Origin of the sequence: Sphingopyxis sp. Geo48, from assembly GCF_949769155.1 — a bacterium.
GTDB lineage: Bacteria > Pseudomonadota > Alphaproteobacteria > Sphingomonadales > Sphingomonadaceae > Sphingopyxis.
Map to the genome: position 1 here is coordinate 127,222 of NZ_CATKPA010000006.1, position 14,874 is coordinate 142,095.

The following is a 14,874-nucleotide window of genomic DNA, read 5'->3' on the forward strand; positions in this document are numbered from 1 at the left end:
CCAATCTGCGCGGCCAGATGCATGCCCAGCAGCTTTCGGAGCCGAGGCAGTGGCGGCAGCGACACGCTTTTTGGCGACGTGTCCCTAGGCCGAACCCACGACCGGACGGCCGCGCATCGGCCATTCAGTCAAATCGGCTCCCTGCCGGTCACACGCGGGTTTGGCCGCTCGCCTTTGAGCCGTCGACTTTGCCTAGTCCGACAGGCCAGCCACGCAGCGCATGGAGATCAAGTTCTCCTGTGCTGCGTGACTAGACTGCTGGGTCAGGTCAGGGCGCCGGGGTGCGATTCGCGATCGCATCCTCGATCAGATCCTGCATGACCTGTTCGAGCTCGACGCCTTTCCGGTCGCCTCCGCTCGATATTTCGGTGGCGATCAAAGCGTAATAGCCGGTCTCGCGATCGATCCAGCCGGTCCAACCATAGGCACCCGGTGAGGAATTGATCTTGGACGTCGCGCAGGCCGAAGGCGTGTCGCATTCGACAAAGGAGCCGAGCGCATATTCCCAATTGCCCGCGCTCGCCGGCACGAAAACGCGCGGCAAGCCTGCGGTACGTTGCTGGGTGAAGCTTGTCATATCGGTAATAAAGCTGCCGCCAAGGAAGGCACGCAGAAGTTTCGCATAGTCGCGCGGCGTCGAATAGGCGCCGCCCGCGACCCACGGGTTGGTGGGAGCGCTTCCCGCAGGGTCATACCAGGTCGTGCTCGTCATCCCGAGCGGGGTCGTCACATGCTGCGCGAACAGTTCGTGAAAATTGCGCTGGCGTGCCGGTGACGTGCCGGGCGCGATGCTTATATCCTTTGCCTCCAGATAGGCAGCGGCGACCTGAAGGCCGTGCGGTCCATAGCTATATTGCGCGCCGGGCGCGTTGCCCGGGCGCAAAATATCATAGCGCAAATCGTGGATGCTCTTCGCGCAATTGTAGAGCGTCATGGCCGGAAGCAGCTGACAGCCGCCAACGAGCGGGCTCGCATTGAAGCCCGACGTCATCGACAGCGCATGCTTGAGTTGGACATCCTTCTTCGTTCCGATCGTGGTCCAGAAGGCAAGCGGCGGCCGCATCGGATCGTCGAGCGTCGCGATGCCAGCCTGCACCATGCGCATCCCCAGCGCGCCGGCGAACCATTTGGAGGCCGACGCAAGCGGGGTCACCCGATCGATACCAAAGCTGCCCTTCTCGTAAGCGAAGAGATAGTCGGGATCCGAAGCATTCCCGACGATGAAATAGCCGTTATCGACCTCGGTATCAGCGTCGATTGCCGACTGTAACGCGGTCCAGTCATAGGTATAACCGCCGACGGTGGCCGAAAGGCTGGCGGCCGCGGGCGCCGATGCCGCCGACGTCGACGCTTTAGCAGCGGGCGCCGCAGGCGGAAGCTGCACCATGGGACGCGCCTCGCCGCCGCCGTTGCCCCCGAACCCGCCCTGCGCCGCAAAGGCCGCAGCCCCAGCCATCGCCGCACCAGCGGCAAGCCACATCCATTTCGTTCTTCCAGCCATTTTCTCTCTCCCAGCTTCGTTGCACATCGTCGAAACGGAGGGCCTAGCGCGGCCGGACGGGCTAGGGCCTGGGCTGGCCGTTCCCGAAGTGAACATTGAGCAGATGGTCGAGCTGCGCCTTGCGAAAGCCGGCGACGACGCCAGACTCGGGCGCAAATTTTGCGAGACGGTCGCTTGCCGCATCGTAACGCGGCCAGTCGCGAACGAGTGCGCAGCCAGGAACGCCCGTCTTGGCGAAGCCAACCCAGCAGGCGGCGATGCCTTCGCCGAAGCGGCGATCCTCGTCACCGACGGCGCCGGCGACCGACGCGAAATAGTCGAGCGTCCCGAACAGATAGGGGATTTCAGACCCGTGCGCGGCGCCCTTGGCGCGGTCGCGCCGCGCCGCTGCGACATAGTCGAAATGATAGAGATACGAAGGCGCCCCTCCCGCCGTCCGGGCCGCGAGCCAGCGCGCCGGGGCGACGAACCAGGCGTCGCCCAACACCTGGCGCGCCAGTTCATCATCGGCCAGCCCCATGCCATAGGCGGCCCGGCCCGCCGCCTGGTCGCGCCCTAGATAGGCGAGCGCGGGGGATGGCGGCACGCCCATGGCAAGGATGACGCTCGCCTCGTTGCTGTTCGCGCCGACGAGGAGCGGAACGTCGATCGGCTCGCTACGCGCAAAGACGCGCCAAGGCGCTTCGCGTACCAGGTCGCCGTCGAGGATGGGGCCGGTCATCGCGCCCGGCGTCCGGACCTCGCCAGCGGCAACGAGCGCGGCGGCGGGCAGCGCGCGAAGCGCGTCGAGCGATGCTGAAGGCGGCGCACCTGCGCGCGCTGCCAACGCCGCGCCTAGCGCTTCTTGCTCGCCAAGCGGGCGCGGATCGAGGAGACCAACGCCCGACTGAACGATCGCCTTGGCGAACAGGCCTTTGGCTTCGGGCTGGGCAAGGATCGTCGTCACTCCGATCGCCCCGGCGGATTCGCCGAACAAGGTGATCTGGCGCGGATCGCCACCAAATGCGGCGATATTTTTCTTCACCCACCGCAGGGCGGCCAATTGGTCCATCAGGCCGTAATTGGCGAGCGCCTCGCCGCGCGGCTTGGCCGCGCTGAGCGCGGGATGGGCGAAATAACCGAGCGCGCCCAACCGATAGTTGATCGTCACCAAAACCACACCTTGCCGCGCGAAGGCGGTGCCGTCGAAAACCGGGAAGGTGCCCGAACCGACCACATGGGCGCCGCCATGGATCCAGACCATCACTGGCAGCTTTCGCGCCCCCGCCGGGCGCCAGATGTTCAGCTGGAGGCAATCCTCAGACTGATGCTCGGCTACCCCGCCCGCGACAAGTGCGGGGCGCACCGTCTGCGGACAAGCCGGGCCGAGTTTTGCGGCATCGCGGACGCCCCGCCAGCGCGGCGGTGCCTGCGGCGCCCGCCAGCGAAGAGCGCCGACCGGTGCGGCGGCGAAAGGAATATCAAGGAAGCGCTCGACGTCCCCCGTGCGCGCGCCCGCAAGGCGCCCCTGCGCGATTGTCGCCGCGGGGGCCGTCTCCGCCGCCGCGACAGACACCGATCCGGTCAGCATCGCGGCACCGAACAGTGCTGCCATCACCAAATGCCGCATTGCGCCCTCCTACCCTTCCCGACCAGCGGCTGGAGGCCGCGGACGGGAGCGCGACCTAGAAAGAAATGCGTCCTTCGACGCCGACGACGCGAGGCTGGCTGTACCGGTTGATCGTCGGCGCCTGCGCGACGAAATAAACCTTGTCGAAGACGTTGTTCGCGAACGCGCTGACGCTGATCTTGCCGAAGTCGACGCCGACCCGAAGATTGACGAGGACATAATCATCGAGGTCGACCGAGGTCGCTGTCAGCTCCTGTTTGCCGCCCCATTGACCACTGATCAGGACATTGCTGGTCAGCGCGACATCCTTGGTGACCGGGTAGCGCAGATTGAGGTTGGCCGAGGCGAGCCAGTCGGGAACCTGCGCAAGGTCCAGCCCGTCATAGCGGCCGCTCTTGACCTTGCCCTCTTGCCGCGAGCCACTCAAGGCGAGGCGGCCATTGCCTTCGCCGAGATCGAAGCCCTGGCTATATTCGGCCTCGATACCCCAGCTTTTCGCATCGCCTGCGTTGGTTAGATAGGCGACCGCGGCGATCGGGCACGCCGGATTGGTGAGCGCGCAGCCATCGTCGACCTGCGCGATCAGGTCTTCAAGCTCGGTGTAATAGCCCGCGATTGCGAAATAGCCGCGGCGGATCGGACTGCCCTTGATGCCGACTTCGTAAGACGTGCTGTTTTCGTTGCCGAACAGCACCTGCACAGGACTCGGCGCGCGCGGATCGGAGAGGCGCGTGTTGAACCCGCCGGCCCGATAGCTGCTGCCGACCTTGCCATAGGCGAGGATGTTCGACGTGAGCTTGTACGAGAGGGTCGCATTGTAGGAGAGATTGTCGGCGTTGATGCTGTCGTCGATGATCCGCGATGGCCCGCCGGTGGGCAGGCCAGTCCCCAAATCGTAAAGCCGCGCCGAGATGCTCCGGCTGTCGCGGGTATAGCGCAGTTCGCCGGTCAGGTTGAGGCTGTCGGTGATGTCGAAACCGAGCGAGCCATAGGCCGCATAGCTTTCGAAATGCAGCCGCGCGGGCGCGATATTGCCCGGCGACGGATTGGCGAGCGTCGGCGTGCGCGTCGTCGCCACCGAGAAATCGCTGTCGAGCAACAGCATTTCGGCGCCGACCAGCCATGTGAAGCGATCGCTCGCCCCGCTGACATGAATATCCTGCGAAAAATTGTCGGTCGTGTCGACGACGTAGGACGCGGTGCTGGCATCGAGCGGCGTGAGAGCGCCGATCTGCCCCGCGGCGCGCGCACGCGCCAGCTCGGCGGGGCTGATCGCGTCATTGTCGAGATCATATTCGGACGTGCGCTTGCGAAAGGAGGTTGTCGACGTCAGGTCGGCACCGCCCAGATCCACGCGGACGAGCGCCTGAAGGCCGTCCACGTCCTGGCTGGCGCGCGGCGCGGTGTTCCAGGGGTAGCGAAAGCGATCCTGCGTATAACCGCCGGGAAAGCCTGGCGTGCCCGCGGGAATGGATATCTGGTAATGGATCGTCGGCGTGGTCAGCCGCTGGGTCTCGGCCGTGATGATCGCGTCGACCGGCCCGCGCTTCAGCCGGATCTGGCCGCGCAGTCCGTGGCCCTTCTGCTGGTCGAAATAGACGTCGTTGTCGGGATTGTAGAAGAAGCCCTTGTCCTGCTCGACGAGATCGCCGCTGATGCGGATCGCCAGGCCATCGGCGAGCGGGACATTGATCGCGCCCTGCGTCTGGAAGCTGTTGTTCTCGAAGCCATAGCGCGCGCTCGCCCAGCCCGAGAGATCGAATTCGGGCTCGGCCGAGATGATATTGATCGCGCCGCCGACCGCGTTGCGGCCGTACAGCGCGCCCTGCGTCCCGCGCAGAACCTCGACGCGGCCGATGTCGAGCAGGTCGAGCCGCGTGAAGTTGCGACCGCCCACCGGACCGCCGGCGATATAGGCACCGTTGCGATAGAGCCCGACGCTCGGGTCGCCATTGGTGGCACGCGCGGTCGACGAAGCGCGGATCGAGATCTCCGACGTGACGGACGAGTTCAGATTGTTGAAGCGAACGCTTGGCTGATCGGCGAGGAGTTCGCCGCTGCCCGTGGCGCCGCCGCGATCGGTGAGCGACGTGATATCGATGACCGACGCCGCGGTCGGCACATCGGCCAGCCGCTCTTCGCGGCGGCGCGCCGTTACGACTATGGCGCCATCATCATCCGCTTCAGCCGCGTCCGGAAGAGCTTCGGACGGTGCGTCTTGAGCGAAAGCAGGCGGAGCGACGGCTACCCAAATCGCGGCCGTGCAGAAAAGAAGGTTCGCTCTGCGTCCCATGGTCACTCTCCCCATCTTGTTATCGCAATTATTATCGATAATTTTGTGCAAAACCGTCGGCAAGTCAAGCCGGAAAGCGCAATGTCTTTGCAGGTGGTTCGCTGGTCTAAGAGACGACGGCGCTCAGCAGGTCGCGGACGCCCCGCGCCGTAGCGGCAAGGGGGTCAGGTGTGACCGTCGATAAATCGTCGGTCACAGCGTGGTGATGACGGTGTGCGCCAAAGATGCCGGCATGACGCACGTAGCCGGCCTTTATCACTTCCGAGAGTTCGCCCGCTGTGCCTTCCGCCGAAGGATAGGCCATTTCCAACCCCGGCTGGCCTTTGAATATCTCGCGCGCACACGTCACGAATTCGGGCGATGTCATGAGAAAACGATAGGGATCGGCGCTTGGCAGCGGCAGCAAGCGCCCCGGCATTTCCTGATAGTCACGTGCTGCCGCATTGGCGCCGAGATGAAACCAGAAAGCGGTCTCGCCGGGGGCTGGACCCACCTTGTCGGCGATATGGCTCGCACCGAGATTCTCATATTCATGCCCGCTGTTGCACAGGAAGAGCAGGCTGTGTTGCGGAAACGCTCGGGGCATCCAGTCGGCAAGCGCGAGCCACATCGCGATACCCGGCCCCCGCTCGCCGGCGCAATCGGTCCAGCCTGAACGCGGCGTAGAGACGACGAGCCAAGGGCGACCGGAGCGAACGCGTCGCCCGATTATATTCTGCGCTGCCCGAATCCCACCGCGCCCGCGAAGCGCTAATTTCGCCGCGGCACCGTGGCGCGCGGCTTCAATCACCGGGGCGGCGAGTCGCGGCGCGAGCAAGGCAAGTGGCTTGTCCGATACAGGATGACCGGCCGGGACATTGAGGAGCAAGGCCTCGCCCGTCGGCCCAGTCGTAATGAGAATGACCCCGTTCGCACCGCGCGCAAGCGCATCGGCGAGCGGCTCGCGCACTGCACGATCTACGAGGCTCGACCAGCGGCGGAAAGGCAGGCGCACGACGGCGATCGCGCCGTCGAGGCGTTCAGGGATTTCTGCGAGGCGCAGCGGCGCAGCGAGACCGGCCTCGCCGGTTTCGACGGCGAGCGGCTGTGCGACGAGCGGTATCGTGTGGTCGCCGAGCGTAAGTTCGCAATGCGACGCCTCGAACCAAGGCACGTCAAACGTCTGGCGATCCACTTCGAATCCGGCACTGAACAGCCGCTTCGCTGTCCAGTCGGCGGTCCAGCGATCGCCCGCGCCGCCCGACTGCTTGTTGCCGGCCTCGGCATAGCTTTGGACGTCGGCGAAGAGGCGTCCGGGGCCGAACATGGTCAAATCCAGGGATACAGCGGCAGCGGAGTCAACCTGCAATGCGATCGGCGCCGCGAGGCCCGCCTTAAGCAAGGTGCGGCGGTCGGTCGGGAGACGGCTCATGTCACTTTTGCGCGGCGGCGGCTGGGCTTAGGCTTTGCGTGGCGGGCCTTATATTCCTCGAGTGCGCGCCCAAAACTATTCTGAGTAACCCCGATCAGATCGCGCGCCACCGCATCGGCGGCATCGCCATCGCGCGCGACGATATGGCGGCAAAGCGCGTCGTAGAGGATGGCCGATCGCTTCGCCGCCTCGTTGCCATGCGTCTCGATATAGCTGTCAGTATAGACATTGTGCTGCCAGCGCGCGAGCAGCGCGACCCGATCGAGGAGCTCGAGCGCGAGCGGCGCATTGCTGCGTTTGGCGATAAAGCGACCGATGCGGTTCGAGACCTTGATATGCTCGAACGTATTGTCGGTGCGCTGGGTGACATCCTTATATTCGACAAGCCGGTGCATCAGTTCGCGCCCGTCGCGGTCGGTCATTTCGGCGGCCGCAAGGCGACAAACGACGCCGAACAGCGATTTCCACAGTTCATAGACCTCGTTCGCAGCATGCTCGTCGATATCGATCACATAGGTGCCGCGCCACGGCACGACCTTGACAAGCCCGATCCGCGCGAGATGCCGGAACGCCTCGCGCACCGGCGCATGGCTCACTCCGAAGCGCGCGGCGATTTCGCGCTCGCGCAGCCACGATCCGGGCGGAATCCGCCATTCGACGATGTCGTCGGTCAAAAGGCGCGCGATCACGCGGTCCTGCGTCGGCGCGCTGTCGTCGTCGGTCTTCGTCGCGGCCATGTCTCTCCGTTCGGCTTTCCCTGCTCGCGGCGCCATCCTAATCGGGCAGCGCACACGAGCAATCGATGATTGCGAATGAATTTATTATCGATAATATGGAGAATGACAAGCATCGGAAAATCGGAGTCGGATCTTGAAGCGCACCATCCTCTTTTTCGCAGCCGCGGTTGCGGCACAGCCAGCCGCGGCAGGCGAACCCGCCCCTCTTCCCGGCTGTGCCGAAGCGATCGCCTATTCTGAGGCTAATTCCGGCGTTGCGCTGCTGATACTTGAAGATGGCAAAGTGCGCTGCCGATCGGCAGACATCGCGACGCCGCAGGAACTCTGGTCGGGCACCAAGAGCCTTGTCGGGCTGATGGCGGCGGCGGGCGCACAGGATGGACTTCTAACCCTCGACGAGCGGGCATCGGAGACACTCGCTGAATGGAGGGGCGACCCCAAAAAGGAACAGATCACGCTTCGGCAATTGCTGTCGATGACGGGCGGCCAGGCATCGACCGTCGGCAGGGCCCAAGGGTATCTGGACTCGGTGAAGGCACCGCTCACGGCGGCGCCGGGCAGCAAATTCCAATATGGTCCCGCCCCGATGCAAATCTTTGGAGAGATCATGCGGCGCAAGCTCGTTGCCAAGGGCCAAGACGGCAACGCTCGCCATTATGTGGAGCGGCGCATTCTCACTCCGCTTGGGGTTACCATAGGCAGTTGGCGCAGCGGCCCCGATGGCGCACCGCTCATGCCGCAGGGCCTCGTGCTGGCAGCGTCCGAGTGGGCGAAGATCGGCGAGTTCGTCCGCGGCGGTGGGAAGCTCGACGGCAAGCCGCTTGTCGATGAACTGGCGTTCGCCGAGCTGTTCAAGGGTAGCCAGGCCAATCCGGCCTACGGTCTCACCTGGTGGTTGCCCCGTAGCACGCCGGCTGTCGATATTGTTACCCGGTCCACCGATATCACCAGTCATGCCAACGAACTCCCGGCGGATATGGTCGTCGCCGCCGGCGCGGGCGATCAACGCCTCTATATCATTCCGTCGCTTCGGCTTACAATCGTTAGGCAGGCGAAACTCGATCTGGCGGCTTTGGCGGCGGGGGAAAAAGGCGATTGGTCCGATTGGCGGTTCCTGTCACTGTTGCTGAAAGCGGCGAGTGACTAATTTGAAACGCGGCCGAAAACATGTCGGGGCCGATCGAACCTAGGCCGTGCCGCTGCAATATGATCATTGAGAATTGCTGGCCGAATGGAAACGCGGCACGTGGAGTTTGCCGCTGGACCAAAATGATGACGGTTATTGACAGCCCGCGCGGCAATCATACCCGAGGGGCGGAACCTTGCACGCGACGCCGCAGTGGGGCGAAGAAGGATGCAGCATGTTACGGGGATTGATGCAGGACGCGCCGCTGCTGATCAGCGGAATATTGGAATATGCCGCGCGCGCGCACGGCGAGAGGGAGATCGTCTCGAAGGCTGTCGATGAGCCGGTTTGGCGGTATGACTGGCACCGCTGCGATCAGCGTGCGCGTCAGGCTGCGCAGGCCCTTGGTGTCCTCGGGATTGCAACGGGCGACCGCGTCTCGTCGCTCGCCTGGAACACGCACCGCCACCTCGAACTCTTCTATGCGGCGCCGGGCATGGGCGCTGTATTGCACACTGCCAACCCGCGTCTCAGCGACGAGCAAATCGCCTTTACTATCGCTCATGCAGGCAGCCGCATTCTCTTCTTCGAGCCCAATCTAGCCGAGCTCGTCGCACGGCTGCGCCCTCTCCTTCCAGGTATCGAGCGTTATGTCCTTCTCGCGGATCGCGGAGCGACCGCGCCAGATGTTGCTGACGCGTTGAACTATGAAGCGTTGCTGGCACGCCAGGACGGGGCCCTCACCTGGCCGAGCTTCGATGAAAAGGCAGCCGCATTTCTTTGCTACACTTCGGGGACGACGGGCGACCCCAAGGGCGTCCTATACAGCCACCGATCAATCGTTCTCCACGGGATGGCGGCCGGTCTGAGCAGTGCCTTCGGGTTCAGCGCTTTTGATGTCATCATGCCCTGCTCGTCCATGTATCATGCGACGGCATGGGGACTTCCGTTCACGGCAGCGATTAACGGCTGCAAGCTAGTGCTTCCTTGCGACAGGATGGACGGTGCCAGTCTCGCCGATCTGATCAACGAAGAGGGCGTCACCTTTTCGGGCGGTGTGCCCACGATCTGGACCATGTACCTCGCTCATCTCGACACCACGGGGACGGGGGTCGGCAATCTCAAGCGCCTCGTGATTGGCGGCTCGGCCGTCCCGCGGGCGATGGCCGAGACATTCCGCGCCAAATATGGTGTCACTGTGCTCCAGCTCTGGGGCATGACCGAAACCAATCCTCTCGGCGTGATTTCGACGCCCTCCCCGCTCCTGATGGCCGAAGGCGAGGATTTCGCGAACGATCTCCTGCTGACGAAGCAGGGTCGCATGCAATTTGGCATCGAACTGCGCATTATCGACGGCGATGGCACGCCGCTCCCCTGGGACGGTGAGCAGGCGGGTGCGCTCCAGGTCCGCGGACCGTGGGTCGTCGATCGCTATTTCCCCGATTTTGAGGGCGCCGGGAGCGATGGCTGGTTCGACACCGGGGACATAGGTACGATCGATCGCTTCGGCTTTCTCCGGCTGACCGACCGCGCGAAAGACGTGATCAAGTCCGGGGGCGAATGGATCAGCTCGATTGATATCGAGAATGCGGCGGTTGGGTACCCCGGCGTCCGGGTCGCCGCGGTCGTTGGCGTATATCATCCAAAATGGGAAGAGCGACCCCTTCTCGTGATTGAAACGCATGAAGGTCAAGCCGTCACAGCCGACGCAATTCGCGCGCATCTGGAGACGAAGGTTGTTCGTTGGTGGCTGCCGGACGACATCCTGTTCGCGACAGTACCGCTCACTGCAACGGGAAAGATCGACAAAAAGGCCTTACGCGAAGCGTATCGTAACCAACTCGCCTAGATGAGATCACACTGCGTCCATTCCCTGCGAACGGCAGCGATCCTTTCAGGCAGGCAAAGTTCAGCGGGCCTCGTGGGTCTTGCATAAGCCCGGGCAATCTCGCGGGGGCGGGCTATACAATGCAAAGCGCTCTACGCTTGCAGCGCGGACAAGGTATGGCCAAGATGAGGCATGACGTCGACCCAAAAAACCAAAGAACAAGCTTCCGGACGAACAGGGAGGCCTACTCGACAAGCCTCGCAAGCACTTTCGAGGAAAATTCTCCGTGTCGCCCGCGATGTCTTCTTTGCCGACGGATTCGGTCGTTCAACGGCGGAACGGATTGCTGCAAAAGCAGGCATCTCCAAGCGCACTTTGTACGCCCGTTACGGGAGCAAAAAGCTGCTTTTCGAGGCGGTAATACTCAGGGAAATCGAGGATCGGCTCTCCTTCCTCGAACAGCACGTTCCCGAACATGGCGACGTTCGGCCCGAGCTTGAAGAGCTGTCCGATGAACTGCTATCCTGGATGCTTACCGACATTCATGTCGCGTTGGAACGCGTTGTAATGGCTGAGGCTGCACGTTTTCCCGCTTTAGCGCGAAACCTTTACGAATTCGGCGTAGGACGCACGACGAGATTGGTGGCAGAGGTTTTGCGCAAAGCCGAGGAGAGGGGAGAAATCAGGGTGTCAGACGCGAATTTTGCTGCGGAGCAGTTTATATCCAGCGTCATTTTGTCACCTTTTCGTCGGGCCGCTCTTGGAGTGGGAGTGACCAGTCACAATGAAACCTCTTCAGCCCGAATGAGGCAAGCTGTGGATCTATTTGTGTACGGCTGCCGCCCCTCCCAGAAGGGGAGCCATCCATAACATTCCCGCTTCATCTCGGGCTGGGCAGTTGTCACGACTAGGTGTTTAGTCCCAGCATGTGATGGTGTAAGCTTGTCATCGTCACAGCGGGAGGGATTATGGGCCAGCTTCTACACGGCAGCGCCAAGACCACGCACGCCGTTCGAGCGGAGCTACAGCGATCGCAAGCTCCGGTCGCGCAGCTCGCGAAGCGGTACGGGATCAACGAGAAGACGGTGATCAAGTGGCGCAGCCGGCCGTCGGTCGAGGACATGCCGGTGGGGCCGAAGGAACGGCGCAGCACCGTGCTGTCGCCGATGGAAGAAGCCGCGATCGTGGCGCTCAGGGTGCAGGCCCGGCTGCCGCTCGATGACGTCTTCATCGCGTTGAAGGACGTGATCCCGAACCTGACGCGCTCGTCGCTTCACCGCTGCCTGCAGCGGCACGGGATCAGCCGATTGCCGAAGGCGGATCGCGAGAAGCCGAAGAAGTTCAAGAAGTACGAGATCGGCTATTTCCACATCGATATCGCCGAACTGCGCTACGAAGGCGGCAAAGGATTCCTCTATGTCGCGGTGGACCGCACCTCGAAGCTGGTGTTCGCCCGCATCTATCGACGGGCGACCAAGCTCGCCGCGGCAGCCTTCCTGCGCGTGCTGATCAAGACGGTTCCCTACAGGATCCACACCATCCTGACCGACAACGGCGTGCAGTTCGTGCAGCGTGACCAGGGCGGCACACTGGGATGGATCGGCCATATCTTCGGCCGTGTCTGCGAGCAGAACGGCATCGAGCATCGCCTCACCGTAACCGGTGTTTCCCTGCCACCTTGCGGGAGTGAAGCGTGGCGTCGATTTTCGCTAGCCCGATCAGGCTGGAGGATGCTGATGCTATGATGATGACATGTGATGATGCTGGCACCAGCGTGGTTCGGCGTTTTGAGGTTTTCACAGGTGCGGGCCAGCGTCGGGAGTGGTCGCCTGAGGTAAAGGCGTCGATCGTCGCGGAGAGCTATTCGGGTCAGGAGACGGCCTGCGCGGTGGCGCGCCGTCATGGGCTTGCTCCGTCGCAACTATTCGCTTGGCGCCGGGATCTGCGCAAGAAGCTGGAGGACCAAGGGCTGACGCTTCCAGCGACGCCTGCGTTCGTGCCGGCGGTGATCGAACCGCTCCCTTCGGGTGATCCAGCCCCTGTCGCCAGGCGCGGCCGTCGCCGTCGGCGTCCCACAGTCAGTGCTGTCGAGCTGGAGATTGACGGCGTGGCGGTGAAGATCGGACGCGGGGCCGATGCGGCTGTGATCGCAGCGGTGATTGAAGCACTCAAGGCAACGCGATGATCGGACCTGGCGCTGGCGCGCGCGTGATGGTGGCGACGCGTCCGGTGGATTTTCGCAAGGGACCTGACGCCCTGGCCGCGCTGGTCGGCGCCGAGTATGGCGGCGACCCATATTCAGGCGTGATCTACGTGTTCCGGGCAAAGCGTGCTGACCGGATCAAGCTGGTCTGGTGGGACGGCACTGGCCTGTGCCTGATGGCCAAGAAGCTGGAGTCCGGCGGCTTCCGGTGGCCGGGCATCCAGGACGGCGTGATGCGTGTGACCTCAGCGCAACTCGGCGCGCTTCTGGAGGGTCTGGATTGGCGCCGGGTGCATGGCGGGCGCCGCCCGCAGGCCCCGCAGATTGCCTGTTGACGGGGCGTTCCCAGACTGATTCACTGCTCCCATGCTCATGGAAGCGGACCTGCCGGACGATGTTGACGCGTTACGCGCGCTCGTCCTCGAACAGGCCCGCAAGCTCGAGAGTGCCGACGCGGAAGCCGAACGCCTGAGGGCGATCATCGAGGCTTTTCGGCGTCATCGGTTCGGCCGCCGTTCCGAGCAGCTCGATCAGGATCAGTTGCAGCTGGGCCTTGAGGATGCCGAGACGGCGCTCGCGGAAGCCGAGGCCGCCAGCGAAGCGAAGGCCGGACGGCCTCGCAGTGATCCTGTGCGCAAGACCAACCGCGGTTCGCTGCCCGCGCATCTCGAGCGGATCGAACAGATCGTTGACGTCGAGAGCAATGCTTGCCCCTGCTGCGGCGGCGCCCTCCACCAGGTCGGCGAGGATGTCGCCGAGCGCCTCGATGTGGTGCCGACCACCTTCCGCGTCGTGGTCACCCGGCGGCCGCGTTATGGCTGCCGTTCGTGCGAGAGCGCGATCGTGCAGCCGCCGGCGCCGGCGCGGATCATTGAGGGCGGCATTCCGACCGAGGCACTGATCGCCCAGGTGCTGGTATCCAAGTATGCCGATCACCTGCCGCTTTACCGGCAGGCCCAGATATACGCCCGGCAGGGCATCCGGCTCGACCGATCCACTTTGGCCGACTGGGTCGGGCGAGCGGCCTGGTATCTGCGCCCCTTGCGTGACCACATTCTCGACGAGCTACGACGATCCGAGCGGCTGTTCGCCGACGAGACGACCGCCCCGGTGCTCGATCCCGGACGCGGGCGGACCAAGACCGGCCAGCTCTGGGCCTATGCCCGCGACGACCGACCATGGGGCGGCTGCGATCCGCCGATCGTCGCCTATGTCTATGCGCCAGATCGCAAGGCCGAGCGTCCCCAGTTCCATCTTGGTGATTTTGCGGGCATCCTACAGGTCGATGGCTATGGCGGCTACGCCGCGCTCCCCCGGCGGCGCCAGCAGATCAGGCTCGCTTTCTGCTGGGCGCATGTGCGTCGCAAATTCTACGAACTGGCTGATACATCCCCGGTCGCTACCGAGGTGCTGCGCCGCATCGCCTTGCTTTACGCCATCGAGGACGATGTGCGCGGCCTCTCGGCCGAGCAGCGTCGTGCCGCTCGGGCCGGACGCAGCCGCGTCATCATCGACGATCTTCACCAATATCTTGCCGCCCGTGGCCGCCAGGTCAGCGCCAAGAGCAAGCTCGGCGAAGCGATCCGCTACGCACTCACCCGCTGGGACGGCCTCTCACGCTTCATCGATGACGGTCGCATCGACCTCGACTCCAATACCGTCGAACGATCGATCAGGCCGCTGGCTCGCAATCGCAAAAATGCCCTGTTTGCCGGTTCCGACGAGGGCGGCGACAACTGGGCGGTGATCGCCACGCTCATCGAATGTTGCAAGCTCAGCACCATCAACCCCCACCAATGGCTGACCGAAACCCTCACCAGCCTCGCCAACGGTTATCCCGCCAACAGCGTCGGTGATCTCATGCCATGGACCGTCGTAGCCTGAAAACACCGGTTACGCCTCACCAAACCCTATCACCCATGGACCAACGGTCAGGCCGAAAGGATGGTGCGCACCATCAAGGAGGCCACCGTCAAATCTTTCCATTACACGTCGATCAACGAGCTGCGCCGCCATGTCCGCGACTGGTTGGTCGCTTACAACTTTGCCAAGCAGTTGAAGGCACTGCGCTTCAAGACACCCTATGAGGCCATCGAAGAACTCTGGAAATCCAAGCCGGATATCTTCAATATGGAGCCACACCATCACATGCTGGGACTAAACACC

Annotated in this window: 11 protein-coding genes and 2 pseudogenes; 8 read left to right on the forward strand and 5 right to left on the reverse strand. The window is 63.5% G+C overall.

What is annotated here, in order from left to right:
• Positions 1-268: 268 nt before the first annotated feature.
• From QOL79_RS17340 to QOL79_RS17360, 5 genes are all read right to left on the reverse strand, one after another.
• The gene (locus QOL79_RS17340) at positions 269-1,501 is read right to left on the reverse strand and encodes a serine hydrolase domain-containing protein (RefSeq protein ID WP_136173728.1); all 1,233 of its coding nucleotides are present in this window, start codon (positions 1,499-1,501) and stop codon (positions 269-271) included.
• A 61-nt stretch (positions 1,502-1,562) separates the two neighbouring features.
• Entirely contained in the window at positions 1,563-3,110 is a 1,548-nt protein-coding gene (locus tag QOL79_RS17345; protein ID WP_054588693.1) for a carboxylesterase/lipase family protein, read from the reverse strand.
• A 55-nt stretch (positions 3,111-3,165) separates the two neighbouring features.
• Positions 3,166-5,232, reverse strand: coding sequence for a TonB-dependent receptor (locus QOL79_RS17350; RefSeq protein WP_176473446.1), 2,067 nt, complete (start codon positions 5,230-5,232; stop codon positions 3,166-3,168).
• 277 nt (positions 5,233-5,509) lie between these two features.
• Entirely contained in the window at positions 5,510-6,814 is a 1,305-nt protein-coding gene (locus tag QOL79_RS17355; protein WP_054588695.1) for a hypothetical protein, read from the reverse strand.
• Complete coding sequence (locus tag QOL79_RS17360; RefSeq protein ID WP_052208263.1) at positions 6,811-7,551, reverse strand: GntR family transcriptional regulator; 741 nt, start codon at positions 7,549-7,551, stop codon at positions 6,811-6,813. Before QOL79_RS17360 ends, QOL79_RS17355 begins: the two co-directional genes overlap by 4 nt.
• A 133-nt stretch (positions 7,552-7,684) precedes the next feature.
• Here QOL79_RS17360 and QOL79_RS17365 point away from each other — a divergent pair, with 133 nt between their 5' ends.
• The 8 genes and pseudogenes from QOL79_RS17365 to QOL79_RS17400 all read left to right on the forward strand — a co-directional run.
• Entirely contained in the window at positions 7,685-8,698 is a 1,014-nt protein-coding gene (locus tag QOL79_RS17365) for a serine hydrolase domain-containing protein (RefSeq protein ID WP_052208266.1), read from the forward strand.
• 214 nt (positions 8,699-8,912) lie between these two features.
• Positions 8,913-10,526 (forward strand): long-chain fatty acid--CoA ligase, encoded by a 1,614-nt coding sequence (locus QOL79_RS17370; protein ID WP_137865749.1) that lies wholly within the window; start codon positions 8,913-8,915, stop codon positions 10,524-10,526.
• A gap of 171 nt (positions 10,527-10,697) precedes the next feature.
• A complete protein-coding gene (locus tag QOL79_RS17375; RefSeq protein ID WP_039575391.1) occupies positions 10,698-11,375 on the forward strand; it encodes a TetR/AcrR family transcriptional regulator in 678 nt (225 codons plus the stop codon).
• Between the two features lie 98 nt (positions 11,376-11,473).
• Positions 11,474-12,160, forward strand: a pseudogene (locus QOL79_RS17380) (DDE-type integrase/transposase/recombinase); the annotation flags it as partial.
• A gap of 86 nt (positions 12,161-12,246) precedes the next feature.
• The gene (gene tnpA, locus QOL79_RS17385) at positions 12,247-12,690 is read left to right on the forward strand and encodes an IS66-like element accessory protein TnpA (protein ID WP_052208271.1); all 444 of its coding nucleotides are present in this window, start codon (positions 12,247-12,249) and stop codon (positions 12,688-12,690) included.
• Positions 12,687-13,043, forward strand: a complete 357-nt coding sequence (gene tnpB, locus QOL79_RS17390) for an IS66 family insertion sequence element accessory protein TnpB (RefSeq protein WP_039575394.1) — start codon at positions 12,687-12,689, stop codon at positions 13,041-13,043. Before tnpA ends, tnpB begins: the two co-directional genes overlap by 4 nt.
• 31 nt (positions 13,044-13,074) lie before the next feature.
• Positions 13,075-14,592: an IS66 family transposase gene (gene tnpC / locus QOL79_RS17395; protein WP_054588696.1), complete on the forward strand. Its 1,518-nt coding sequence runs from the start codon at positions 13,075-13,077 to the stop codon at positions 14,590-14,592.
• 12 nt (positions 14,593-14,604) lie between these two features.
• Positions 14,605-14,874: pseudogene (locus QOL79_RS17400) on the forward strand (integrase core domain-containing protein); the annotation flags it as partial.